This is a genomic window from Streptosporangium minutum, from assembly GCF_002149035.1.
GTDB lineage: Bacteria > Actinomycetota > Actinomycetes > Streptosporangiales > Streptosporangiaceae > Streptosporangium > Streptosporangium minutum.
This window is the reverse complement of record NZ_NGFP01000148.1, coordinates 1-23,537: the sequence shown is the minus strand read 5'-3', so window position 1 is coordinate 23,537 and position 23,537 is coordinate 1. Positions and strand designations below refer to the sequence as shown.

26 protein-coding genes, 1 tRNA gene and 2 pseudogenes are annotated in these 23,537 nt (G+C 67.1%); 7 read left to right on the top strand and 22 right to left on the bottom strand.

Annotated elements, in window-relative coordinates; all coding sequences use genetic code 11:
• Positions 1 to 95: 95 nt before the first annotated feature.
• Both CA984_RS27605 and CA984_RS27600 read right to left on the bottom strand, forming a co-directional pair.
• Positions 96 to 1,181, bottom strand: coding sequence for a cobalamin biosynthesis protein (locus CA984_RS27605; RefSeq protein WP_086576451.1), 1,086 nt, complete (start codon positions 1,179 to 1,181; stop codon positions 96 to 98).
• Complete coding sequence (locus CA984_RS27600) at positions 1,165 to 1,965, bottom strand: phosphotransferase (protein WP_086576450.1); 801 nt, start codon at positions 1,963 to 1,965, stop codon at positions 1,165 to 1,167. Before CA984_RS27600 ends, CA984_RS27605 begins: the two co-directional genes overlap by 17 nt.
• Before the next feature lie 439 nt (positions 1,966 to 2,404).
• Between CA984_RS27600 and CA984_RS27595 the strand changes: the two genes are divergently transcribed.
• Positions 2,405 to 2,478 (top strand) — tRNA-Arg (locus tag CA984_RS27595).
• A gap of 142 nt (positions 2,479 to 2,620) precedes the next feature.
• On the opposite strand, the gene CA984_RS27590 is transcribed toward CA984_RS27595, so the two are convergent.
• The 15 genes from CA984_RS27590 to CA984_RS48185 all read right to left on the bottom strand — a co-directional run bounded on the left by CA984_RS27590 (position 2,621) and on the right by CA984_RS48185 (position 14,501).
• On the bottom strand, positions 2,621 to 4,030 hold the full coding sequence (locus tag CA984_RS27590; protein WP_165781435.1) for a tyrosine-type recombinase/integrase: 1,410 nt from the start codon (positions 4,028 to 4,030) through the stop codon (positions 2,621 to 2,623).
• The gene (locus tag CA984_RS27585; RefSeq protein WP_086576448.1) at positions 4,030 to 4,224 is read right to left on the bottom strand and encodes a helix-turn-helix transcriptional regulator; all 195 of its coding nucleotides are present in this window, start codon (positions 4,222 to 4,224) and stop codon (positions 4,030 to 4,032) included. The genes CA984_RS27590 and CA984_RS27585 overlap by 1 nt, the downstream gene beginning before the upstream one ends.
• A 171-nt stretch (positions 4,225 to 4,395) precedes the next feature.
• Complete coding sequence (locus tag CA984_RS27580) at positions 4,396 to 5,577, bottom strand: DUF3631 domain-containing protein (protein WP_108724626.1); 1,182 nt, start codon at positions 5,575 to 5,577, stop codon at positions 4,396 to 4,398.
• A 32-nt stretch (positions 5,578 to 5,609) separates the two neighbouring features.
• Positions 5,610 to 6,509: a bifunctional DNA primase/polymerase gene (locus CA984_RS27575; RefSeq protein ID WP_086576447.1), complete on the bottom strand. Its 900-nt coding sequence runs from the start codon at positions 6,507 to 6,509 to the stop codon at positions 5,610 to 5,612.
• Positions 6,506 to 7,297 carry a phosphoadenosine phosphosulfate reductase gene (locus CA984_RS27570; protein WP_207621051.1) on the bottom strand — a complete coding sequence of 264 codons (792 nt, stop codon included), beginning with the start codon at positions 7,295 to 7,297 and terminating at the stop codon, positions 6,506 to 6,508. The genes CA984_RS27575 and CA984_RS27570 overlap by 4 nt, the downstream gene beginning before the upstream one ends.
• A 50-nt stretch (positions 7,298 to 7,347) precedes the next feature.
• Entirely contained in the window at positions 7,348 to 8,034 is a 687-nt protein-coding gene (locus CA984_RS27565; protein WP_086576446.1) for a beta clamp domain-containing protein, read from the bottom strand.
• A gap of 273 nt (positions 8,035 to 8,307) precedes the next feature.
• Positions 8,308 to 10,617 (bottom strand): DNA translocase FtsK, encoded by a 2,310-nt coding sequence (locus tag CA984_RS27560; RefSeq protein ID WP_086576445.1) that lies wholly within the window; start codon positions 10,615 to 10,617, stop codon positions 8,308 to 8,310.
• Positions 10,617 to 10,997: a hypothetical protein gene (locus tag CA984_RS27555; RefSeq protein WP_086576444.1), complete on the bottom strand. Its 381-nt coding sequence runs from the start codon at positions 10,995 to 10,997 to the stop codon at positions 10,617 to 10,619. Before CA984_RS27555 ends, CA984_RS27560 begins: the two co-directional genes overlap by 1 nt.
• 18 nt (positions 10,998 to 11,015) lie before the next feature.
• Positions 11,016 to 11,333, bottom strand: coding sequence for a hypothetical protein (locus tag CA984_RS27550; protein ID WP_086576443.1), 318 nt, complete (start codon positions 11,331 to 11,333; stop codon positions 11,016 to 11,018).
• A complete protein-coding gene (locus CA984_RS27545) occupies positions 11,330 to 11,614 on the bottom strand; it encodes a hypothetical protein (RefSeq protein ID WP_086576442.1) in 285 nt (94 codons plus the stop codon). Before CA984_RS27545 ends, CA984_RS27550 begins: the two co-directional genes overlap by 4 nt.
• Positions 11,611 to 12,609, bottom strand: coding sequence for a hypothetical protein (locus CA984_RS27540; protein ID WP_086576441.1), 999 nt, complete (start codon positions 12,607 to 12,609; stop codon positions 11,611 to 11,613). The genes CA984_RS27545 and CA984_RS27540 overlap by 4 nt, the downstream gene beginning before the upstream one ends.
• Positions 12,606 to 13,037, bottom strand: a complete 432-nt coding sequence (locus CA984_RS27535) for a hypothetical protein (RefSeq protein ID WP_086576440.1) — start codon at positions 13,035 to 13,037, stop codon at positions 12,606 to 12,608. Before CA984_RS27535 ends, CA984_RS27540 begins: the two co-directional genes overlap by 4 nt.
• Complete coding sequence (locus tag CA984_RS27530; protein ID WP_133061789.1) at positions 13,037 to 13,261, bottom strand: hypothetical protein; 225 nt, start codon at positions 13,259 to 13,261, stop codon at positions 13,037 to 13,039. Before CA984_RS27530 ends, CA984_RS27535 begins: the two co-directional genes overlap by 1 nt.
• Positions 13,258 to 13,992: a M48 family metalloprotease gene (locus CA984_RS27525; protein ID WP_086576438.1), complete on the bottom strand. Its 735-nt coding sequence runs from the start codon at positions 13,990 to 13,992 to the stop codon at positions 13,258 to 13,260. Before CA984_RS27525 ends, CA984_RS27530 begins: the two co-directional genes overlap by 4 nt.
• A gap of 185 nt (positions 13,993 to 14,177) precedes the next feature.
• The gene (locus CA984_RS48185) at positions 14,178 to 14,501 is read right to left on the bottom strand and encodes a WhiB family transcriptional regulator (RefSeq protein WP_086576437.1); all 324 of its coding nucleotides are present in this window, start codon (positions 14,499 to 14,501) and stop codon (positions 14,178 to 14,180) included.
• Between the two features lie 329 nt (positions 14,502 to 14,830).
• Between CA984_RS48185 and CA984_RS27515 the strand changes: the two genes are divergently transcribed.
• From CA984_RS27515 to CA984_RS27505, 3 genes are all read left to right on the top strand, one after another.
• Complete coding sequence (locus tag CA984_RS27515) at positions 14,831 to 15,172, top strand: helix-turn-helix domain-containing protein (protein ID WP_207621050.1); 342 nt, start codon at positions 14,831 to 14,833, stop codon at positions 15,170 to 15,172.
• A 92-nt stretch (positions 15,173 to 15,264) separates the two neighbouring features.
• Positions 15,265 to 16,434, top strand: a complete 1,170-nt coding sequence (locus tag CA984_RS27510; RefSeq protein WP_086576436.1) for a hypothetical protein — start codon at positions 15,265 to 15,267, stop codon at positions 16,432 to 16,434.
• A 5-nt stretch (positions 16,435 to 16,439) separates the two neighbouring features.
• Entirely contained in the window at positions 16,440 to 17,009 is a 570-nt protein-coding gene (locus CA984_RS27505) for a cysteine hydrolase family protein (protein ID WP_086576435.1), read from the top strand.
• On the opposite strand, the gene CA984_RS45590 is transcribed toward CA984_RS27505, so the two are convergent.
• Both CA984_RS45590 and CA984_RS48180 read right to left on the bottom strand, forming a co-directional pair.
• Positions 17,010 to 18,086 (bottom strand): hypothetical protein, encoded by a 1,077-nt coding sequence (locus CA984_RS45590; RefSeq protein ID WP_133061788.1) that lies wholly within the window; start codon positions 18,084 to 18,086, stop codon positions 17,010 to 17,012. It abuts the gene before it with no gap.
• Positions 18,087 to 18,691: 605 nt separating this feature from the next.
• Positions 18,692 to 18,901: pseudogene (locus CA984_RS48180) on the bottom strand (tyrosine-type recombinase/integrase); the annotation flags it as partial.
• On the opposite strand from CA984_RS48180, the pseudogene CA984_RS27500 reads away from it, so the two are divergent.
• Both CA984_RS27500 and CA984_RS47335 read left to right on the top strand, forming a co-directional pair.
• Positions 18,872 to 19,956: pseudogene (locus tag CA984_RS27500) on the top strand (IS701 family transposase); the annotation flags it as partial. The pseudogenes CA984_RS48180 and CA984_RS27500 sit on opposite strands and share 30 nt — an antisense overlap.
• A gap of 646 nt (positions 19,957 to 20,602) precedes the next feature.
• Positions 20,603 to 20,818, top strand: a complete 216-nt coding sequence (locus CA984_RS47335) for a hypothetical protein (protein ID WP_207621049.1) — start codon at positions 20,603 to 20,605, stop codon at positions 20,816 to 20,818.
• Between the two features lie 399 nt (positions 20,819 to 21,217).
• On the opposite strand, the gene CA984_RS27490 is transcribed toward CA984_RS47335, so the two are convergent.
• Positions 21,218 to 21,361, bottom strand: a complete 144-nt coding sequence (locus tag CA984_RS27490; protein ID WP_278249066.1) for a tyrosine-type recombinase/integrase — start codon at positions 21,359 to 21,361, stop codon at positions 21,218 to 21,220.
• Positions 21,362 to 21,436: 75 nt separating this feature from the next.
• On the opposite strand from CA984_RS27490, the gene CA984_RS47330 reads away from it, so the two are divergent.
• Positions 21,437 to 22,462 carry a hypothetical protein gene (locus CA984_RS47330; RefSeq protein WP_207621048.1) on the top strand — a complete coding sequence of 342 codons (1,026 nt, stop codon included), beginning with the start codon at positions 21,437 to 21,439 and terminating at the stop codon, positions 22,460 to 22,462.
• Between the two features lie 199 nt (positions 22,463 to 22,661).
• On the opposite strand, the gene CA984_RS27480 is transcribed toward CA984_RS47330, so the two are convergent.
• Both CA984_RS27480 and CA984_RS27475 read right to left on the bottom strand, forming a co-directional pair.
• Positions 22,662 to 23,207 carry a hypothetical protein gene (locus CA984_RS27480; protein WP_242676204.1) on the bottom strand — a complete coding sequence of 182 codons (546 nt, stop codon included), beginning with the start codon at positions 23,205 to 23,207 and terminating at the stop codon, positions 22,662 to 22,664.
• 63 nt (positions 23,208 to 23,270) lie between these two features.
• Positions 23,271 to 23,537 (bottom strand): integrase core domain-containing protein (locus CA984_RS27475; protein ID WP_133061787.1); only part of this gene is annotated, 267 nt, incomplete at its 5' end.

Sequence of the window (23,537 nt, the reverse complement as noted above, 5' to 3'; positions counted from 1 at the left end):
AGCCCGGGCCCCGCACCCACCTGCTGAACCCCGCACCACCCGCCCGGTTCACAACCAGCGGGTGCCATGCCGTACCGCCCGATCAGGTCATGCGGCTACCGGCGTGGGCCCCGCAGTGCCGCGAGGACGGCGAGACCGGCGGCGGCGAGCCCCACTGCCCGCGCCAGCCGTACGGACCTGCGGATGTCCTTGACCGACGGCTTGGGTCCGTCGCCCATCTCGGGCCGGTGCTCGACGCGGTCGCCGTAGACGTTGATGCCGCCGAGCGTGACGTCCAGCGCTCCGGCGAAGGCGGCCTCGCACCGGCCCGCGTTGGGACTCGGATGGCGGTGACCGTCCTTACGCAGCACCGCCGCCGCACGGCGGACCGAGCCGCCGGCCAGAGGCGCGCCGAGAGCGGTGAGCACTCCGGTGATGCGGGCGGGAACGAAGTTGGCCACATCGTCGAGCCGGGCCGAGGCCCAGCCGAAACGTTCGTAGCGGGAACTGTGGTGGCCGACCATGGCGTCCAGCGTGTTGATCGCCCGATAGGCCAGCAGCCCGGGGACTCCGGCCACCGCGCCCCAGAACAGCGGCGCCACCACGGCGTCGGAGGTGTTCTCCGCGATCGACTCGACGGTGGCCCTGGCCAGCCCGGACGTCTGGAGCAGCGACGGGTCACGCCCGCACAGGTGGGACAACCTCCTGCGCGCCCCGGTGAGGTCGTCGGCCTCCAGGAGCTCCGCCATGGCCACGCCCTCACGTCCGAGCGTCGTGCCGCCCAGCACCGACCAGGTCGCCGCGGCGCTCAGCGCACCTCGTGCCACCGGGTTCTCCACGCGGGTCACGGCGAGCCCGAGCAGCGCCGCCGGGCCGACACACAGAACGGTGTAGAGGACCCCGTCGGGCCGGGCGTCACCGTAGACCCGCCTCTCCAGCGCCGCGGCGGCCCGCCCGAACAGCGCCACCGGATGCCCGCGCCGGGGGTCGGCGAGCACGGCGTCGAGCACGACCCCGGCGAGCATCCCCAGCGCCTCGGCCCGCCTGGACGCCGCCCGGCCCCGCCCGGACACCACCCGGCTCCCCGCGGACACGGCTCGACCCCGCTGGAGGGAGGACCGGTGCCGCTGGAACGTGGAGTGGTCCCGCCCGAAGGCGGAGCGGTTCCGCTTGAACGCGGAGCGGTCAGATGAGATGGGCATGGAGTTCGTCCTGGTTGGTCTCAAGCCAGGCGCAGGCCCGGCGGATACGTGCCCCGGCGCCCCCTGCCCACATGCGGGCCCAGCCGCCGCCCGTGGTGGCGGCCTTGGTGCGCATGGCGTGGTAGGAGCGGTCGAAGCGGAGCCTGGCGAGTTCGAGGAGGCGACGGCGCTCACGCGGCGCCAGGCCGTACGCGTCGCAGAACAGGCGCAGTCGCGGGCCGACCTCCAGCGAGTGCTGGAGCGGGTCCAGATCGAGGGGGTCGGCGATCGGCGCCCAGTGCCGCAGGGTGGTCACCACGTCGAACAGCCGGGTCGTGGGCCGGGCCATGTCGAAGTCGATCAGCGCGGCGGGGAGCCCGTCGCGGAAGATCACGTTGTCGAGGTTGACGTCGCAGTGGCCGATCACCTCGGGGACCGCGTCGTCGTTGGAGCCGGCCTCCCAGACGGCCTGCGGCGGCGGGACGAAACTCGCCGAGGCGTCATGGAAGCGCCGCAGCAGCCTCGCCAGGGCGGCCAGCGACTCATCGGTGGTCGCGCAGGCAGCCAGCGGCATGGCCGCCGAGTCACCGTCGACATAGGTCAGGATCTCCCGACCCTGCGCGTCAAGGCCGACCACCCTGGGCGCGCCGTCGAACCCGGCCTCCTCCAGATGCCGCAGCAGCGCGTGCACGGACCGGGTGGAAGGGCGGACGGGCCTGCGGACGGTGTCACCGACCCGCACCACCCCGTCGGTCACGTCACCGCCCAGCAGGGGGATCTCCTCTTGGACCGTGACGGCGAACATGACATACGAGCCTAGACCGGTCCGCCCGTCGGGAGGACCTGTTTTCGGATGTTCCGGCCCGCATCCCGGCCCTCTTCGACACACCCGTAAAACCCGCCCCCGCCGGATGTCACAGAGATTCTCCGGAGACTTCCCCAGGGACACCCAGGGACTCCGCCGGGGCTCCCTCCAGGACTCAGCCGAGCCTCCCCCAGGACTCCGCCGGGATCTCCGCGGGGTCGCTTCCAGTCTCCTTCCAGGCCTTTTCCACGCCTCTTCCTGGATGACCACCGCCTGACCACCCCAGTCGGCAGGGCGATCGCGACACCATCCGGCCCCCGGCAGACGCCCCGCCCCCCTGTCCACGGGACCGGCCACCGCTCCTCGTAGAGTGATCCTCGCGACACGAGCGCGGATCCGATACATGGACACTCCCCGGATCATGCACAATTAGGCGGGAGCGCCCTTAGCTCAGCTGGATAGAGCATCGGACTTCTAATCCGACGGTCGCAGGTTCGAATCCTGCAGGGCGCGCTATCAAGACCAGCGAAAACCCCCGCCTGACCTGCACTGACGCGGTCACGCGGGGGTTTCTCATGTCCGGCTGTCTACGGCTCTCACCGGCCGTCTGCGGTTGATCCTTCCCAATGCCTTCCCACGGGATCGGGGCCGCCCGTCACTCCCCCAGCGCCTCGGAGATCCGGCGCTTGGCCGCTTCGTCCTGGCCGACGATGCACCTGGCGTAGATCCGGAGGAGAACTTCCACGCTGTGACCGGCCCACTCGGCGACCTGGGTAGCGGGCACCCCAGCGTTGAGCCAGGTGGACACGCACGCGTGCCGGAGGTCGTAGACCCGTTTGGCCAGCGGTGAGGCGCACTCCTGATCGGTGAAGACGGCCTTGCGTGCCTTCTGCCAGGCCCGCCGGTAGGTGATACCGGGCAGTTCCCCGCCCTGCTCTCCCCAGAACAGCCGCCCGTCCGGGCCTTTGCCGTACTCGGCGGTGAGGTGAGCACGGAGAATCCTGGTAAGCGGGGGCGGGCAGGGGACGGTTCGGGTGTGCCCGTCCGGGCGGTGCTTGAGCGCGCGTTCCTCGCGGAGCGTGCCGTCGTCGGTCCACTCACGGCCGGCGAACGGGGCCGCGACGGCGAAATGCAGTTCTCCCCAGGCGTCCGCGGGCTCCTCCCATTCGCCGGTCTCCTCGTTCTGTACAAGACCGGGGAGGGTGACGTTGTGGTCCCGGAGATTGACCACTTCCTCGGGGCGAAGGGCCGTGTAGTACATGACCGCGAAAAACGCCACGAGCCGGGGACCGCTACGGGGCTGCTTACCCACAGCGTCCAGCAGTGCCCGCGCCTGGATGTGATTGACGACGCTGCGCCGATCCACTTCGTACGTCGTCTTGGGCGCCTTCCATTTCAGCCCCTTGATCGGGTTTTCCGTCAGGAGCTTCAGTTCCACGGCGTAGTCCAGGGCGTTCTGAAGAATGGTCTTGTTCCGCAGGACCGTGCTTGTAGCGGCTCGCTTGCCGTCCAGCCGCGAGGTAGCCACTTCCAACAGGTCGCGTACGGACCCGGCGTCCGCGAGCGCGGAAACGGGCTTGGTGTTGACCGCGAGCCAGCGCAACGCGTCGGCCACCTCCTCGGGCGCCTCGGAGCGCTGCTTGGTGTTGAAGCCCCAACGGCGCATGGCCGTACGGAGGTCGAGGTCGTCAGGCTTGCCCTGCTCGCTGGTGAACAGAGCGGGTGTGGCGGCGGTGAGCGCCCGCGCGATGTCCTGCCGGTACTTCGCAGACGCCCCTTTCCACTTCATGTCCGCGAACTTGCATGCGAAGTCGTACCAGCTCATTCCGGCATGCTCGGCGCGCTTCCAAGAGATGGGCTCGCCGGTGACCAGGCTGAACGCCTCACCGTTACGTGCGGCCGTCACCAGAGAACTCCGGTAGGCGTCCGCTTGCGCTTCCTTCGGAAAAGGCTTCTTCCAAGACTTTCCGCCGGTCTGCCACAGCACCCGGTAGGACGTCACCTTGCCGTCCTTGTTCTTCCGGCTCTCGGTCTTGTAGACGCGAACGTTGTAGGTGATGTTCATCAGGCGGCATCCTCCAGGCTGGCAAGCCAGCGCTCATAGTCGGCACGGCGAATACGCAGGCTGCCGTTGGGCAGGGTGAAGCACTTCGGGGCGCGGTGCTTGGCGCGCCAGTCGTAGAAGGTCGATCGGGAGATTTCGAGTTCGGCGCAGAACTCGGCGACTGTCAGGGGCTTGGTTCCGGTGGCGGTGGCCATGGTTCGCGTGTCCTTCCGGGTTCTGCGATCGGCGGTAAAGCGGCCTCGGCGAGGCGGGCATCGAGGCTGTTTCGGAGGGCGTAGGGCCGGTTCTTAGGGGGGTAGCCGTACCAGCCGTACCAGCCTCGTTTTGCCTGGTCAGAACTGGTACGGCTTTTTGTCTGGTACGGCTCAAGCCGTACCAGGAATGCAAGCCTCATCGGCCTGACCTGCGATAACGAGGCTGGTACGGCTGGTACGGCTACCCCTGCCGAAGGTGAGGATTTCGCCGTTCTCGGCGCCCTCCGGAGTAGGGCAGTAGCGCGCCCAGGCGTCGATGAAGTCGGCGCGCTGGTAGCCCTTGGCCTGGCCGTTGGGGAAGCGGATCGTGGTGGAGCGGATGTCGTATTCGCGCAGGATCACGCCCAGCCTCATCGCGGTCAGCCCGGCGGGTCCGTAGTCGGCCCAGGGCGCTTCGGTGTCGGCCTTGAGCCGCTCCAACAGGACGGCGGTGGGCAGGGCGTGATCGGTGCCGAAGGCCGCGCGGCAATCGGCCAGCAGCCGCACGCGGGTGGAGGTCTCGCCGTTGTCGTCGGCCTCGGCGGTCAGCGCCAGTACGGCGGCGCGGGCGCGCTCGGGCCAGTGGCTCCCGGCGTGGTCGGCGACGGCAACCAGGGGTTCCCAGGTGTCGGCGGCGCGGTCTTCCACCGGCATGGGCGGTTCGGCTTGCTCCAGGGTGGACAGGTCGGCGCGCAACCAGGCCGCGAGGTCTTCGGCAAGCTGGCGCAGTGCGGGCCGGTCGCGGCGGTGGCGGTAGGGGGCGACGGTTTCGCCGGGGCCGCGCCGGCGCATCCGGACCACCACGGCGCGGTCTTCGATGGTGTCGGGCATCGCGCCGATTCCGGCCAGCGCGGCCATGGCGAACGTCGGGATGGACTCCACCCTGTTCAGCGCGGCGTCGTAGCGCTTGGCGGGGCGGTTGCGCTGGTGTCCGGCGTTCAGCAGCCCGCGCAGGTCCTCGTTGCCGTCCGCTTTCGGGCCGAAGATCGTGTCGGCCTCATCGACCAACATCGTGGGCGGGTCCTCGCTGATGGACCGGTAGACCGCGGCGCTACTGCTGTTGACGGTGATGAACGGTTCGTGACAGGTGGCCTCGACCACATCGAGAAGTCGGGACTTGCCGCACCGCTTTTCCGGGGCGCGGATCACCAGCCGGGGGGCGTGTGCCCAGGCGGGTTGGGCGTGGCTGGCGGCGATCCACAACACCACGGCGTGCGCGGCGTCCGGGGTCGGCAAGATGACGTAGCGGGTCAGCGCGGCCAGCAGCGCGTCAAGCAGCAGCGCGCCGTGGCCGGCGGGTTCGGTCTGGGACATGGAATCAACTCCCGTGTGCGTGGATGGGATGGTCATGCGGCCACCGTCCGGGGCCGCTTGGCGCCGGCGCGCAGGCCGGAGGCGACGGTGTGGAGGGTCTCGGCGCGGCTCAGCCCGACATCGACCCCCTGTTGTTCCAGCAGGGTTGACACCTCGGTCTCGGCGAGCGCGCCCCCGGCGACCAGCTGACCCAGCGCGATCGCGGCGAGGTAGAGCGTCCCGTTGCGCTGACCGATCGGAGCGGTGGCCACGCGCTCCAACTCGCGTTCCAGAGCGGTGCGCAGGTAGGCGCCTCGGCGGGTGTCGGGCAGAGCCAGGTGCACGGGTACGGGCGCCGGACGGGGCGGGGGCAAGAGCTGCTGAAACAAGAAAGGGGGCAGCGGGGCCGGGGTCGTGTTGTGCAGCACCTCGTAGGCGCCGGTACCGTCCGGCAGATCCACGAAGCTGCCGGGGCCGAGGACGTAGCCCCCGTTCGCGCGGGTGTCGATCAGCCAGCCCAGTCCGTTGCCCTTGTCGCTCTCGGTGTTGCGCAGGGCGGACCCGTCCGGCGCGGTGAAGTACAGGTGCATGCCGCCGCGACGGGTACGGACGGTGAAGGTCTCGAACGGCAGGGGTTGGCTGGCGCGTTCGCAGAGTACGGCCAGCACGTCGGCGCCCTCGTTGACTCCCGGCAGGTCCCAGGAAGGCGGGGGGCTTTGCCCCTCCTTTCGGGTGTCCAGGTCGATCACCACGAGCCCAGAAGGACCGGTGGCGATACCGATGTTGTACGGCGCGCGCGACCAGCAGCGGCGGATGGTCTCGGGGTCGGTGGTGGCGTTGGCCTCCCAGTCGGCGAACCCCCGGAGCGGGGGCTTGTCGCCGATGGCCACGGGGAAGACGTGCCAGCCGCGGGCGGCGGCGGCCAGGGCATAGCGCAGGGTGGGCGAGGTCATGTGAAGCACCATCCGGAGTCACAGGTGCCGTCGCTGAAGTCGAGCGGCAGCACGTCATCGGTGGAGACGACCTCGGCGAGCGGGGCCGCATGCCGGGTGAGCCAGACGGAGTCCTTGCCGAGTTCGGCGCGGCGGTCGTTGAGTAGGCTTTCCAGCGCGCAGGACTTGGCGAACAGCTCGGGTTCGTCGCGGCGCTGGTCGGCCCAGGCGGTCAGCCGGTGAAACGGGCAGAACCAGCACGACGACTTCGGCGGGACGGGCAGGCCGGCGGCGCGGATGATGCGTGGGCAGTCCGCGCGGCGGATGCCCAGATCCAGCAGCGGGTAGACGATCCGCTCATGGGGTTCGCAGCGGCGGTTGTTGGCGCGGTGGATCTCATCGACGCTGATGCCGATGCCGACCGTGGCCGGCTGTTCGGCGGTGGCGCCGTGGGCTTTGAGCCACTTGCCGATCACCCGGATCTTGAAGTCGGCGGTGCACTGGCGGGTGCCGGGCGCGCCGTTGGACATGCGCACCGGGATCGGCAGGGAGCGGGAGCCGGGTTTGGTCAGGCGGCCGTACAGGGTCTCGGTCGAGCCGTCGCGTCGGGTCCGGGCGAGCTGGTGGAGGGTGATGCCGTGGGCGGCGGCGAACGGTGCGGCGTGTTCGGCGAGGTAGCGCAGGGTGGCGGGGTGTTCGGAGTCGTCGCCGACGTTGGCGAACAGGAATGTGGTGAACGGCAGGTCTCCGCGGGCGGCCAGGGCCAGAGCGGCGGTGGACTGCCAGCCCCCGCCGTAGCTGAAGGTCACAAGCGCAGCGTCCGGGCTAGCCGGGACGGCGGGGGCCGTGGTCATGGCGGTCACGCGGCGGCCTTCCTGCTGGGCAGGGCGGGCAGCCAGGTGGCCAGCGGGTCGCCGCTGGCGGCGCGGGCCTTGGTCAGATCCATGGGAGAGATCAGGCCGAGGAAGTGGGTGCCGCAGGTGACGAGCATGGTCTTGCCAGCGGGACGCATCTCCAGCGGAGAGCCGTTGCGGGTCGCGGCCCGGAACCTGCTCAGGTAAGCGGGGTTCAGGGCCACGCCGTGCGGTGCGGTCATCATGGGGTCGGGTGCCAGGCGGGCGCGCTGGGCTATCCAGGCGCGCCAGTCGGGCAGCAGCGGGAACTCGTCGCTGGCCGGTAGGCGGTAGCTCAGCTGAGGGTCGCTGGTCTGGTCGATGGTCAGGCCGTGCGGGCTCAGTGTCACGGTGAGGCTGGCGCGGGTCTTGATCTGGCGGAGCACGGCCTGGATGGCGCGGGCGGGCAGGGTGAGCGCGAAGTCCGTGGTGCTTTCGGGCAGCGGGTGGCGGACGATACCGAGGGTGTAGCGGTCGGTGGCCAGCACGTGCAGCATGCCGCCGGAGGCGTCGAGGGTGAGCATGTGGAGAGGGGCGAACTCGTCGTCAATGCCGGCGTGCGGCAGCACCGCGCCGAAGATCTCACGCAGCTCGCGGCCAGTCATGCGCGCGGTGATCTCGTCGGGACGGGTGGTGGTGTTCGGGGTGGACATGGCGGTGGTCTCCTAACCAGGGCAGAACGATGAGAGTGATCGTCGGTGGATTGCGCCCGTGACAGGCGTGGGCGTCACGGAAAGGGGCTGGGGATGGGAGTTACAGGTCAGCGGGGGTGTGACACTGTGACAGCGGTCCCGTGACAAGCCCTGTGACAGGTGCCGTGACGGGCGCGTGACAAGATCATCGTTGCGGCGGGCGGGCGTCCCACGCGCAGCCGCACGAGGGGGGTGGGGCGGCCGGCTGTCACGGTGCCGCCCCCGGGCCGGCGCTCAGGCGGCGCGGCCGTAGTCCTCGCGCTCCAGCGGGGACAGGTCGGTGATGGTGAAGGTGCGGGTGCTGCCGGTCTTGCTCACGGCCAGGACGCCGCGGTCGGTCAGGCCGGTCAGGACCTTGTAGATCCAGGCGCGGCCGTTGCCGGTCTTGTGCCGGACCGCGGTCAGGTCGTCGTCGGTGGCGGTGAAGGTGTGCTTTCCGCTCTGGTGGCGGTGGCGCAGCCAGGCGTGGATGAGGTCGCGGGCGTCGGCCGGGTGCATGGCAGCCGCAGGGGTGTCCGTCTGCAACGTCTCGGCCTCGGCGGCGGTGGGCTCGCGGACGGCGTCGCCAGGTCCGGCGCTCAGGGACGGGTCGGGGTCGTCGATGCGGGCCAGGGCGGCGGTGACGACGTCGCCGGTAGCGCGCAGGTGCTCCACCACGCCGAGAGCGGCGCGGTCGTCGGCGCCCACCAGGACCGGCCGGTCGTCGCCGCCGGGCGCGGGCGGCCCGACCACGCCCTTGCGCTCCAGGGCCTCCAACAGACGCAGGCAGTCCTCCCAGGCGATGCGGAGTTTGCGCTGCAGCATGGCCGGTGAGGCGTGCTGGGTGGCGATGACCAGCTGCGCGGCGTCGCCCAGCAGGTCGGCGAAGTCGGCGGCGAACTCGGCATGCTCATCGTGCGCGGCGGCCGGAGCCGGGTGCGCCGCGGGCATGGGGATGGCCATGGCGGCGGCTCCAGTCGACGCAGCGGGGACGGTGGGGGCGGCGGTCCGGGTCAGGGCGGCGGTGAAGGGGTCCGCCTGCTTGCCCGCGGCGGGGTAGGCGGCGGCGTGCGCGGCCATCGCGGCGCGGGCTTCGGCGCTGTTGCGGCCCCAGGTGAAGGTCCGCAGCGGCATGGCGTAGTGGGTGGGGCGGACGCTCTTGCCGTCCAGGTAGGCCATGCCGGGGTAGTGGTCTTCCCACTCGTGCGGCTCGACGTCGGCCTTGCGCTGGCGGGAGGAGACGCCGTACTTGACGTCATCGGGGTCGCTCAAGCCGAAGCACATCTTGGCCATCTGCGAGCGGAAGATGGTGGGGATCTGGGTGTAGTCGGCGCGCTGCAGCGACAAGATCACGCTGCCGCCGGCCGAGCGGATCTCCTTGAGGATCTCGCCCAGCAGTTCCTCATCCTGGCCGCCGATCTCGTTGACGAGCTTGGCGATCTCCTCGATGTGCAGGTACCAGTAGGTCAGCCCGCAGCCGGGCTCCCAGTTGCTGTAACCGCGGCTGGCCAGCCACTTGGTGCGCTTGGGGATCTCGGCGTGGATGGCGCGGATCAGCTCCACCGCACCGGCCTTGGTGGTCTCGAACCGGTGCAAACCTTCCCGTAGCGGCCCCATGGTCTGGTCGTCCTTGCTGATGTCGATGGAGAACACCGCGGCGTCGCATCGGGTGATGATCTCGCCGATGATGTTCCACGCACCGCCGATGCTCTTGCCGGACCCGGTCATGCCCATGACCTGCAGGTGATGGCCCACGAACCGGTATTGCACGTCGTCGCCGTCCTGGTAAAGGCCGATGCGGAGCGGCTTGTCGATGGACGCGCCGGGATGGGAGGCGCCGGGCCAGGAAATCGGCCGGCGGATCGCGCGCGGGTCAGAGACGGTGATGTGCGCATGGTCGGCGCGGTCGTCATCGCGCGCCACGATCACACTGCCGGGCGGCAGCTGCATCCCTGATTCGATGCGGTCGGTGGCTTTGATGGCGTCGTCTGCGGTCTTCTCCCCAGGCGGCAGCTGCATCAGCCCCTTGACCTTGTGCGCGGTGACCTCGGTCGCCCGAACCCGGCTGCCCTTCAGACCGGCCTGTTCTTTGGCCCGGTTGAACAGCGACCCCAGCGCATCCCCGCCGTCGCCGTCGCTGTCGCCGCCGGTGTTGCGGATGACGGTGCGGATGTTCCACGACAGGGCCAGCGTGGCGCCGCCGAAGAACAGCGCACCGTTGACGACGGGTGCGTCCAGGCCGGTGATGGTGGCCGTGGTGAACCACACCGAGGCCGCGGCAGTGGTGGCGGTGGCGTGCAGACGGCCGATCAGCCGCCGCTGATGGGTGATGGCCCACGTCAGGCCAGTGAGCACGGTCGAGCCGAGAGTGCAGCCGACCGCGGCCCACGTCACCGCCGGCGCTTGGCCCCACGTGGCGTGAGAGATGGCGCCCGCGGCGGCTTCCAAACCGAGCACGGCCCACGGCGGGACCAGCACACCGACCTTGGACACAGCCGAGGCGGCCAGCCGATCCATGGTCGCGTCCTGCACCAGCTGTAGGGACTGGGTGGTCTTGCGGGCCATCACAGATCGACCTTCCCCTTGTAGTCGGAGCGCTTGGTGTCGCGCTTGCTCATGGCTTCGAGGGCTTCGAGGAACTCCTGTCGGAACTGCAGGTTGAACTTGACCGCCTCGGCTGAGATGCCCAGCACGACCTCACGCGCTTCGCGCAGGTGCCGGGTGACCCGCCAGGCGCGGGCGCGCACGTCCACGCCCAACAGCAGCGGGTGCCCCTTTAACTGGGTCATCGCCGACTCGGCGGCGGACTCGGCCGCGTCCAGCTCGCGGACCAGATCGTGCGCAAAGCGCTGGGTGGCGGTGGTGTAGGCGGTGATTTTCGCGGGGACCTTGCCGTGGAACTCGATGTTGGAAATCTCATCCAGCCGGGTCTGTCCAGTGCCCATGACCGCTCTCCTTTCAGGTCAGGCGTTGGGGATGAAGTGCTTGCGGTAGGTGCGGTGGAAGTTCTCGCCCTGCTCGGCCAGCGCGGCGGCCAGCACCTGAGCGCGCTTGAGCCGCTTGGCCACCCGGCGGGCGCGAACCTTGGAGTCCAGGCCGAACAGCAGCGCATGACCCTTCATGCTCGACATCGCGGCCTCGGCGTCGACGGCGGCGATCTCCAGCTCGGTGCCCCACCGCTCGGCCAGCCCGGTCAGCTGCTTGCCGTAGGCGTGGAAGGCGGCTCCCAGCGAGCCGGTGAACTCGATGGTGGACAGCTCGGTGATGTTGCGGCGACTCATGGCCATACCTCCTGGTCGGGGTCGTCGATCACTTCGGCGTCGATGGCGTCGGCCGCGCCGGTCCGCCATTCATCGGCGATCACTTCGGTCAGGCGGCGCAGTACCGGCGTGATCGGGGGCAGGCCCAGTAGCGCGGTCAGCCACGCCTCGGCGGCGGTGATCAGCAGCACCAGCACGGCCAGCGCCCCCCGTATGGCGTTGCGCAGCCGCTCCCACATCTGTGCCTGTTGCCGGGCGCGGGCGGAGCCGGTGGCGGAGACGGTTTTCACCATGCGGGTCATGCGGCACCCCCGCTCAGGGCCGCCTGGACCCGAGCGGCGACGGTGGTGCCGCACCCCAGCGCGCGGCGAATCTTGTGGACGCCCGGGGAGGAGGGCAGCTGCCCGGCGGCGATCAGCTGCCGCACCCGCTCGGCCAGGGCCTCGATGTCGGCCCGGTCGGGGGTGTACCGGCTGTACTCGCCACCGTCCCCGGTGGAGGCATCCCCGCTGATAGACGGGGTGGTACAGGCGCCGGTACCCCCCTCAGCGGGCAACGCCCCCAGCACCGCCCACAGCGTCGGCAGGGTCCACACGGCGACCACCGCGGCGACCGGGCCAAGGCTGTGCACGATCAGGCCCAAGGCGACCTTGTCCAGGGTTCCGTGTCCGTCGACGAGCGCCGGCCAGCAGTTGAGGATGAGGGTCAGCCCGAGTAGCAGCGCCTCGATGCGGGTCAGCTTGCGGCCCTCGGGGCTCTTGCGGTCGACCACATGGCCGCGCATCGCGGCGTACGCCTGGACGCTCACGGCCGCCAGGAGCGGCAGCGACAGGGCGGGCTCGACGCCGAACGCCGCCCACCAGCCGATCGACCCGTCTTTGAGGTTGAGGCCGGTGGCCACCGACGCCTGCACGCCGATGGAGGAGACCCCCAGCGCGATGCACGCGGCGGTCATCGTCATCGCGGTCGTGACCTTGCGGACCTTGGCGTCCCGCCAGGCCAGCGCGTCCGGGTCCTGGGCCAGGGCATGCAGCCGGGCGGCCTCGGCGACTTTGGTACGGCGCTTGCGGACCTTGGGCGTGTCGACCAGCAGTGGCGCGTCGTCGTCTTGCAGTTCGACCAGGCGGTGAGCCTCGGCGACCCGGGCCCGCAGGTCGCGGACCCGCCGCGTCTCGCCCTCCTCGGCGATGTCGGCGGGGGCCGGCACGGTCGGGGCGTGGTCGGCGGTGTAGCGCTCCAGCTCGGCCAGGCCGCGGGCAACCTCGTCCGGGTCCGGGGTCGGAGTCGCGGTGTTCATCGGCCGACCTCCATCCGGCGCGAGAACCAGCGGCGGCGGGGCTGCTGCTGGGCGCGAATCGCCTCGGCCAGCTCCCGCACCGCAGCGGCAACCTCGGCCACCTCGGTCCGCACATCGGCGACGGAGTTGGAGACGTCCACCAGGTCCGCCGGCTGCACGGTCGTGGGCAGAGCGTCGGTCAGGTCCCGCACGGCCCTGGTGATGCCCATGACGTCCGGGCGCGGGTCGCTGACCCGGTGGAGTCCGGCGCTGATCTCGGCCAGCCCCTGCTGCAGGGTCAAGACCGCGTGCCCGATACCGACCGCGGCGTCGCGCAGGGCCTCGGCGCGGTAGTCCACGGTGCGCGGGTCCGCCGCGTACAGGTGAGTTTCGTGGGCGGCGTCGGACAGGTACTCGCGCGCCTGGTCAGTGTGAGTCGTGGTGCTCATCAGCCCTTCACCACCTTCAGCGACGCGGGCAGGGCGTTGGGCTCAGCGGAGAAGAACATGACGTTGGAGCCCTGCAACTCCGGCCCGGCCTGGTCGATCGCCCAGGACAGCAGGCCCTCGCGGGTCGAGCCGGGGCCAGCGGTGACGGTCCGGATGATGGTGGCCTGCCGGAATCCGCTGCCGTAGGGCTTGGACAGGGTCAGGACGACGAGGAACTCCATCACCAGATCACCGCCTCGGTGTCGGCCAGCTCGCACGCCGTGCAGGTGAAGCCGAGCGCAGTGGTGGGGGCGGGGGTGCGCTGCCACAGCAGCGCCCAGCGCAGCCGGCGGGCCGGGCGGCCGGCGGCTAAGTTACGGCGCCGGGCGCGCGCGCTGGGGTGACCGTCGAAGACCCATCCGATCAGCCGATACCCGGCCGGTTCGTCGACCAGGTCGGCCAGCGCCGCGGCGACCAGGCGCCGGCCAGGCAGCCCGGCGGCCTCCAGCAACCGCACCGCGTGGGTGTCGGCGTCGTACTCCTGCAGCCGCTCCCGGCGGGCACCGGCCAAAGCCGCAGCCAGCACGACGCAGACCAGAACAGCCAGGACCGGCAGGGGCAGCCGCACAACCAAGCCGCCCAGCAGCGCGGCCTTGGACAGCCAGACCGGGTTACGCCAGAACGGCCGGGTATCGCCGTGGTCGAGGGCGTGATGGGCGATCTCGTGAGCCAGCACGCCATACAGCGGCAGCGAGCCCGAGTCGGTCAGCAGGTCGGCGCCCAGAGCGATCCGCGGGGCGCGGTCGCAGCGGCTCCTGGCAGCTTCGGCATTGTTGCCCAGGTCGGGGCTGACGCGGATCAGCAGGCCGGGCAACTGCGCGCAGTGGCGCAGCGCGCACACCAGCTCAGCCAGGCCCGGCAGGTCGGCAGGGCCGTCGTTGGGGACGGCGGGGATGGGGGTGGACGTGATGGTCATGACGTGGCCTCCTCAGCTTCCGGCGTAGGAGCGGATCAGGGAACGGCACATCCGGCAGCCGTGCAGGCAGCGGGCGCCGTGGACGGGACAGCGCTGCACCTGACGGCCGGTAGTGCTGCCGCAGCGGCGACAGCCGATGGCACTGTTGGAGCGGGAACGGCAGTCGGGGCAGGAGAAGCGGGCCATCACGCGGCCTCCCGCTCGGTGTCGATGCCGGCGGCGGGACTGAGCGACAGCGCGCGGATCTTGCGGGCGGACAGGCCCGCCCACACGCCCTCGCTGGGGCAAATGGCCATGGCGTAGGCCAGGCACTCGGCCAGGGCCGGGCAGCGGGCGCAGATCTTCTTGGCCTTGCGCTCGCGCCGGCGCTTGGCCTCGTCGCCTTCGACCTCGAACGCGTCCGGGCCGGTGAACAGGTGCGCGTCGGTCAGCTCGCAGACCGGGCCGGCGGCCAGCATCGCCGTACGCAGCTCTGCGGCAGGGATGCGGTTAAGGTCGAGGCGCCTCATCGCGTGCCCCCGTTTCCGGCGGCGTTCGGGCGGTGGAGCGGGCAGGGGTAGGGGCCGGAGCCGGGGTTCCAGATCTGGCCGTTGCGGCAGTCCGACGTACACACGTCTGACTTGGCCGGGGTGGACGGGCGGGTCATGATGAGGTGTCTCCTTCTGCGAGGGAGTCGAGGGGCGGCCCGTGTCTTGGCGGATGAGGGCCGCCCTGCTTTACGTCCTTGACAGCGCTACTTCTAGCGCAACTATGAGCGCTAGAAGTAGCGCTGTCAATAGCGCAACGAGTTAGTTACGCTTTGATCAGTTGGCTTCTACGTACGGACTCGGAGGGACACGTGGGCAACTGGCCCGCCGTGGCGAAGGTGATCAACGAACGCATGACGACGCTCGGCCTGACACAGAAGAAGCTTGCGGAGGTCTCCCGCGTTTCGACTGCCACCCTTCGGCAGATCCAGCACGGACAGGACAAGAACCGTCAGCCGGCCGTACTGACAGCCATCTCTCGCGCGCTCGATCTCCCTGACGGCTACCTTCAAGAGGTCGCAGACCAGGGCCGGGCGTCCGCTGTCACATCTGGCGAGTCGGCCACCGTCGTAGAACTCAGAGAGCAGCTCGCGGACCTCCGCGAGCGAGTTGCATCGATCGAGAGCCGCCTGAATCAGATTCGCTCGGACTGACCGAGACTCTGTGACTGTCCTCACAGCACCTAGATTCGCGATCACGCTGCGCTGATTCCAGATGACGGGAAGGACACGGAGGGACACGCGTCATGTCCATAGAGGACAGCCAGACAGCGAAACGCCTCGTACCGAACAATGTCCTCATCTCAAAACGGAAGGCCAAGGGCTGGAGCCGCCTCCGAGCGGCCCGCGAGCTTGAACGGGCTGGATTGCATCGTGGTCTCAGCGTCCCTGACCCCGATGCGATCGAGAAGGCGGTCTACCGGCACGAGACGGGACGAGCCATCTGCCGTGACCAGCTCTACATTGAGCTGTACTGCCTGGTATACGACGCAACTCCTCATGAACTATTCGGCGACGTCGAGCCGACGACGCCGGCAGCCGATACCTTCGGCGTCCGCTCCCACAAGTTCGTGTGTGCCTACATCGGAGCCGACCAGGCCGCGGCACTCGCGGAGCGCGGAATAGTTGCGCAAGCCGAACCTCAATCCGGACTTGAGTGCCATGTGAGCGCCGCAGTTCCCGCAGATGGCGAATGCCGTCTCTACGTGTGGCCGTTCGGTGTGGCCATCCTCCATCTCTGCGAGGACATCAAGTTCACCAACATCGCAAATCTGGCCATGTGGCGCCGGCGGTCATATCTTCAAAATCTGGACTGGGCTTCTGGATATCTCTCAGGACTCAGCGGGAAAACCGTCGAAGCGACCTACGTCCTCAGTCTCTATTGGCTGCATTCGCCCATGTGGTCCGGGACGGAACTCGACACGGCGACGCGCATCATTTCCACACCCCGCGTCCTCTTGGAACGGGACTCCGAAGAGAGTGAATCTTCCCTTGGTCACGCCGAACTAGTCGAGCGTGCGCTATTCGCAGAAGGATTCAACCACTCAGAAATCATCCCGTTCGGTATCAAGGGAATCTCCATCGGTTACGCCTCATGGTCCGGAGTCGTCTACTGCCCGCTGGCCCCACGCCGCGCCCTCGCCGAAGATGAACTAGTAAGCACCGAGTTGGCCACACAAGCCGTGTGGGCCTACTGTCAACACATCAACGGGCAGATTGAGCAGGGCAAGGACCCCGAGGCGCCTGAACCGTACGGCTGGCGCTTTCTCCGGGGGGTACGGTCCCGCTTGACCAACGCTCGTCCCCAGGAGACGGGGCAACATCGCTCCATGCGAGCCGCCATACTAGACACGAGTGGCCTTATTGACCACCTCACACAAGCCGTAGACATTCTTCGCGAGACCAGTGAGAGGTAAGTCCCGTGATCAATAACTCAGCGGTTCTCGTTGTCGTTGACGTACAGAACGGCTTCGTCCGAGAAGAGTCCGCCTACGTGGTCCCCGTTATTACTGACCTCGTACGGCGATGGCAGGCATCCGGCGGCGACGTCGTTTTCACTCGCTACCTGAACTACATGGGCAGCAACTTCGAGAAGCTTTTTAATTGGTCCAAGCTCATGGAATCACCAGAGATCGACATCGTTCCCGAGCTTGCGCCATACACAGAAAAGGCGACGGCCGTCATAGACAAGACCATCTACAGCCTCTTCAACGAGGAAGGAACCGCCCTCGTTCGGGAGCATGGATGGACTGATCTCTATGTATGTGGGATCGCTACAGAAAGCTGTGTACTGAAGACGGCTGTGGATGCCTTCGAGCTTGACCTGACCCCGTGGCTCATCGAAGACGCATCGGCCAGTCATGCCGGACAGATCGCCCACGATGCCGGAGTGCTCGTGACGGCTCGCTTTATCGGCCCCAATCAGATCATTAAAGCTGCCGATATCCCATGGACCAAACTTGCGGCGAGTGCGCAACAGGAAATCATTTGATTATCTCGAACGCTTTCGCCTCGAAGAGTTAAGATTCATCTCTTTAATCATCATTTTTGCGCGCAAGTTAAGGTTAGCCAGACTTCCGACAGGTATGCGCGACGATGGCCCTATCAATATACTTAAAGGCTCTACCTCATTTTTGATAACATCCCACCTGCCCGCACCTAGCCCCTTAACGAACCCCTGCATACTTCCTAAAACTTGATCGTGATAGCACGCCTTTTCTGCAAACATCTCAGCGTACGGAATTGCATGATTTTTTAGATAATCGCCAAGATAGTCCTTGTGCACAAAATCTATTGCCCAAACCTTCCCTTGCTCCGCAAGAATTCGAGGCTTATCAGAAGGCTCATTTCGGAGAACTCGAACCCAAGGCACAGGAGACGCTTCGCCCTCCCCTGCTGTTGGATCAATGGAGATCATCGGAGCATCCAATACCGCTAAGCAAATGGTGAGGCGCGCATCAAACCAGAATGCGGTTTTAGGCGGAGTGCACATCCTTTCGAAATGCTGCACTGCACTCACCAACGGGAAGACCGTGCTGCTATAGGCTTCGCTGCCTGACAGCTCAACTTCCTTTCCTCGCCTAACACATTTACTGAAGATACTTGAGCATAATGCATTAGTGACGAAACTATGATCATCCATGCCCAGCACTTCAGAAACAGAGAATTTCCAAGTAGACCGATCATCATCGGTCTCAACTTGTACCCATTTGTTGGATAGCCCGAAAATAAATGGAAATTCCAGAGCAATGCGAGGGTTGTTGCGAAAAAACACATACGGCATATCGGATTTTTTGCATTCGATTATTAGAGTGAGATGCGGACGTATTCGACTCTCTTCTGAAGGTAGATTCCTGAGTTGAATGTTCGCCCGGATATCTATCGTTCGCGGTTGAGCAGAATTCTGATCCAAATACGACCATTCATCCTGCACGTCGAATCCCATTGAATTAAGCAGCGTCGCTACCTCTGTCTGCAATGGATATCCGGACATCTTTGCAGCCTTTTGTATTTGGTCAAGAGTGATTCCGCTCCTGAGGGACTCCCAGCCATTTTCCTGCATTTTCACGATCCTTAAAATCAAATAACAATCACTTGTTTGGTGATGGACGCGACCGCTTCGTTAGTGATGCCGACCACCCTAACTACTGCCGCTCTCAGGGTCCACCCGCCCCTAAGCCATAAGTGCTCTTCTACCCTAAAGAGGGATCGTCGCGCTTCCTTTTTCGAGAGATCCAGCACTCCAGATTCGACATGACTTGGATCCGTCAGAGACGCCGTGACGCCCTGGCCCTTCCCAATGGCTTCCCGAATGGCGAGAGGCAGACAGGGAGCGATGACGTCTCCGCAGGTAAACAAGGTGTACCTCTCCGATAGCACTCTTGACTTCTAATCCGACGGTCGCAGGTTCGAATCCTGCAGGGCGCGCCACCAAGACCAGGTCATCTCCATGCTGACCTGGTCTTTTGCATGTGTACGGCTCGCACCGCTCATGCAGCCGCAGGCAGTCGGATGCAGCCGTACGCCAGTGGTCGCGGAACATACGCGGAATGCTCCAGGGCGCGTTTCCGCAGGTGGGGTCGGGGATTCCGGAGGCGTGCGGAACGATTCCGGGGCCGGAACGACGAAGGACCCCGAGGGGTCCCGGGGTCCTGTCGGTGCGCGGTGTCGATGTCATGCGGCGAGTGCGTCCAGGATGCGCTGGTTGGCCACGTCTCGTTGGCCCTCGATGCACTTGGCGTAGACCTTGAGCATCACGTCCACTCCGTGGCCTGCCCGTTCGGCCGCTTCCGGCGCGTGGACTCCGGCGTTCAGCCATAGGGAGACCGCCGCGTGCCGCAGGTCGTACGGCCGAGCCGCCAGAGGCGAGGCGACCTGATCGGGCTGCTGACGCCGGTCGAGCGCAAGAACGGCTGGCAGTTGGCCGAGGCAGCAGGCGACGACGGCCCGGAAGGGATGCGGCGGTTGCTGAACTCCTACGCCTGGGACGCCGATGCGGTCCGCGACGATCCGCGGGCATACGTGGTGGAGAAACTCGGTGACGCCGACGGGGTGCTGATCGTCGATGAGACCGGGTTCGTCAAGAAGGGCGACCGATCGGCCGGGGTGCAACGGCAGTACTCGGGCACGGCCGGCCGGATCGAGAACTGCCGGCTGGGCGTGTTCGTCACCTACGCCTCACCACGAGGGCGGGCGTTGATTGACCGGGAACTGTATCTGCCCACGTCATGGCTGGCCGATCGGGAGCGCTGCGCCCGGACGGCGATCCCGGATTCGGTTGCCTTCGCCACCGAACCGGCCATCGCGCGCACCATGCTGGAGCAGGCGCCGGCGGCCGGAGTGCCCGCCCGCTGGATCACCGCTGATGAGGCATACGGCGGCGATTACAAGTTCCGCAGTTTCTGCGAGCGGCACGGGATGGGATATGTGGTGGCCGTGCCGTGCAGCCAGAGTGCCGGCCTCGGGCCCGGTGGCAACCTGCGTGCCGACAGCCTGGCTGCTGACGCCCCGCCCGAGGCGTGGAAGCGGTTGTCGGCGGGAACGGCACCGAGGGGGCCCGACTGTATGACTGGACGCTGGCCACCTTGCCGTGGGACGTCGAGCCGGGCTTTGGCCGCTGGCTGCTGATCCGCCGCAGCATCACCAAGCCTGAGGAGCTGGCCTTCTACTTCATCTATGGCCCGCACGACACCACCTTCGCCGAGCTGGTGCGGATCGCCGGCACCCGCTGGGCCATCGAGGAATGCTTCCAGCAGGCCAAGACCGAGACCGGCTTGGACCACTACCAGGTCCGCCGCTATGACGCCTGGTACCGGCACATCACCTTGGCGATGTTCGCCCACACCTATCTGACCGCCACCGCGGCAGGCCTCCCAAAAGCCCTGACGGCTTTATCCCCCTCAGTCCCGGCGAGATCCGCCGTCTGCCGGCACACCTGACCCACGCCCTGACCTTCGCCCGCCCGATCGAGCGCATTCTGGCCTGGTCTCATCGCCGAAGGCTCTACCAGCACCGCGCCCGTACCAGCCACTATCAACGGCGACACCCCCTACACAACGAAATGTTGTTGTAGTACTAAGAGCGATACGGCCATGCTCCCGCGGACCCCGTTCCGGGAGCCGACTTGGGAGCCAGCAGACCGCATGGCAGCGCACCGAGCTGGACGGATATGAACAGGCGGTTTGTGTGCGACCTGCGCGGCGAACCGATCTGAACGCCCTTGGACATCATTTGTGGACCTACGGATTAGAAGGTTAGGCCGTGCCACTCGCGTGCCCGTACGGGCGGTCACCAAGGGGGATCACGAGAACTGGCGGAGAGAGCCCTGTCCGCTCTGACCTGGAGCGCAGCACGTCAGCAGATCTCATACCGCAGTCTTCCAAACTGGTGAACAGCGACCGCGTGACAGCCGATCCGACCGGGTCCTCCTAAACTGCGGAAATGATCGAGTTGAGTTCACGGGAGCGTACACAGCCGCCGCCGCCTCACATGGTGTGGGAGAGTCTGGCCGCCCCTCGGCGACCTGGCGGACGGCAGTGGCTGGACCTGCACTCCGATGAAGTCGAGCCGCGTACCCTCCGGGCGGTGGAGCCGGAACTCGTGGTCTGGTCGTCGTTGTGGCCGGAAAGGCCCCATGACGAGATCCGGTTCGACATCCAGCCGACCAAGGACGGCGGGTGCTCACTGCGCTGGACGCTGCTGACACCTGCGGAAGCTCCGGAACAGGCTGTGATCGATCGTCTGCGTCACCGGCTCAACTTCCTGATCAATGCCCAGCTCCGGTTCTCCTTCGGGCAGTGAGGGCTCTCGGCGGACGCGTACTGCAACAGAGGCACACGACGGCTCACATCCACACCCGTCCAGCACCGTTCAAGACCGGGTTGCGAGCCGCCGATCATGGCCGGGATGGTCCTGATAAGGAAGCGATCAGGCCGTCAAGGGAGCCTTGGCCGTACAGCCATGAATACAGCCAAGGGGATGAACGACGGCGGAACTCGGCGAACGTGACCACGTCCACGGACAACGCGCCCGCAGGTCAGCACCCCGAACCGCGATCGAATCGACTTCTTTTAATCCGACGGTCGCAGGTTCGAATCCTGCAGGGCGCGCTTCAACGAACTGGGCGGACTCCCCCATCTCCATGATCGGGGAGCCTGCCCAGTTGCATTTCCAGTTGCGGTTGTCATGGCTCCGACGCAGTCAGCCGTCCCACAGCGCCCGCCTCATCCGCGCCACCGCCTCGCTGGCGAGGATCTCCGTCACGTGCGTGTAGCGCTTGGTCGTGGTGAGTCGGGAGTGGCCGAGGGGCACCTGAACCACCCGGATATCCATACCTTGCTCCAGGACCAGCGTCGTGGCCGGTAGGCGATTAGAGATCCTCGGCGTGCTCTGTCAGCGGCACCTGGGATGGTTGGCGCCATGGTCTTCTTCGTCTATCGCAGCTTCTACGAGGGGCCGCTCGGCAAGCTGGTGCGGCACTTTCCCGATGCCACCGTGCTCGACTGGTTCCGCGGGGTGTGGGACGACGCTGGGGCAGGCGACGCCTACGAGTGGATCGAGTGTGAACTCGGAGCAGACGTCTACGGCCTCAATATGATCTTCGAGACCGGACTGCCCGCTCCCGAGAGCATGCAGGAACTGCGCGAGCTACTGGAGAAGCACCTCTACGTCGAGCAGGAGCTGCGGGTCGACGAGCACAGCGTGCGGGTGCTCACCGATGATGACGAGGTCGACCTGGCCTACTTCTTCGTCGACGACGCCCTCGTGGCGGCCGAGCCCGATCGCTGGGCCTACCTCCTGCATGAGGGCTGGGAGTTGCCCGAGACCTCCCATCACGCCTCCGCCGGCCATATGTTCATCCCTCCAGTGCCGGTCGGGGCGCTCATGCCCGCACCGCCGGGTGGCGAGGGGGTGACCTACGCGGTCGTGCTGACCTTCTACGCGAGCATTGACAGCATCGGCCGGTGCCCGCCGCAGTCGTTTCCGGGTGTACGGCTGCCGCAGCTCGCGGCGGCTCTGCGGGCGGCCGACGTCAGGCTCGACGAGTGGCCTCTGGAACTGCTCGCCCTGCGCGCGCTGGTGGCTCCCGGCGAGAGTGAGATCAGGCCCGCGCTGGAGCGCTGCAACCGGTGGCCGGCCTTTGAAGAGGAGGTACCCGAGACGTATGGCGCTCATCCGCAGGCGCACGAGACCGCTCTACGCCGGCTGGAAGGGTTCGAGCCCTCCAGGGGCCGTGATCCGGACCGCACACTCATCCGGCAGGGGGAGCACGTGGCCCAGATGTCGATCCATATGGACGACTCCTTCGGCTACCGACAGTGGTTCTTCTTCGACGACGTCTGGGCCGCCGCTCACCCCGATCTGGCCGCCTCCCTGATGCACTACGGCGCTCACTGGGATCCCCGCTGTCCGCGCGGCCACGGCTATGCCGAGGAGTGCCCCTGACGGCGCAGCACTGGGGAAGGCATGGTCGACGGGCTCACTGAGCGCGGGCGAGAGGGGCGCTTGGTTCTCGCCTTGCCGTCTGCGGCTCGGAGAGGGAAGAGAAAAGATCCGGAACATGTGCGGAACGCCCATTCTTCTCCGGGGAAGATCCCATGGGATTGCAGCAAGTCAGCGCACTGCCAGACCGAGAAACAGCGTTTCACTTCTCATCCGACGGTTGTGAATTCGGATCCTCCAGAGCTCCCGTTCCGCAGCGATGGTCAGCAGGCCAGGGATCCGCCGGCAACACCACGCGATCGGTCCCGACTTCGAACCCGAGCACTGGATGGTCCGGGTCACTCTCTGGTGACATCAACACCGGCTTGCCCAGCTTTCGCCCGATCGTCACGAAGAACCCGCACAGAAGGTTCAGCCGTTCCTGCCCCTGCAGCTCCCGCAGATCGATATCGAAGTCGATCGTGTCCTCCGACAGGAAGCGGAAGATCGCCGGCACATCAGGAGCCGGCCAGATTCGCAGGCTCGGGCAGTCCGCATCCGCAGGCAGGGACAACACCTGCTCGGCGCGGGGCAGCGGCATCACGATGTCGCCCTCGGAGTACTCGCTCCTCCACCCCTGGGCCTCGATCAGATCAAGGACTACCTGCCAGTCGCCGACCAAGGTGTCCGTAACCCGTACATCTGGCAGGGTCCTCATCAGATCAGGGTCGAAGAAGCTTCTGACCTCATCCCACAGCAGATCCGGCATCCTGCCATGCTGCCCGTTGAAGGAAGCCGGTCGGGGGCTCCCCCCTGAACGTGGACACCGAATTCAGGCGGCGAGCTTCAAGCTACCTGCAGCTTTCTCGTAATCGACCGGGCTGATCTGGCCGAGGCGGGAATGCCGCCTGACCGTGTTGTATCGGGTGATCCAGCCGAACACGGCCAGGCGGGCTGCTCGGGCATCGGGCCAGTGGCGCGCCCCCTGCAGGATCTCGCGTTTGAGGGTCGCGTTGAACGACTCGGCCGCCGCGTTGTCGGCGCTGGTTCCGACCTCCCCGCGCGAGCGGGTGACCCCCAGCCTGTGACAAGCCCCCGC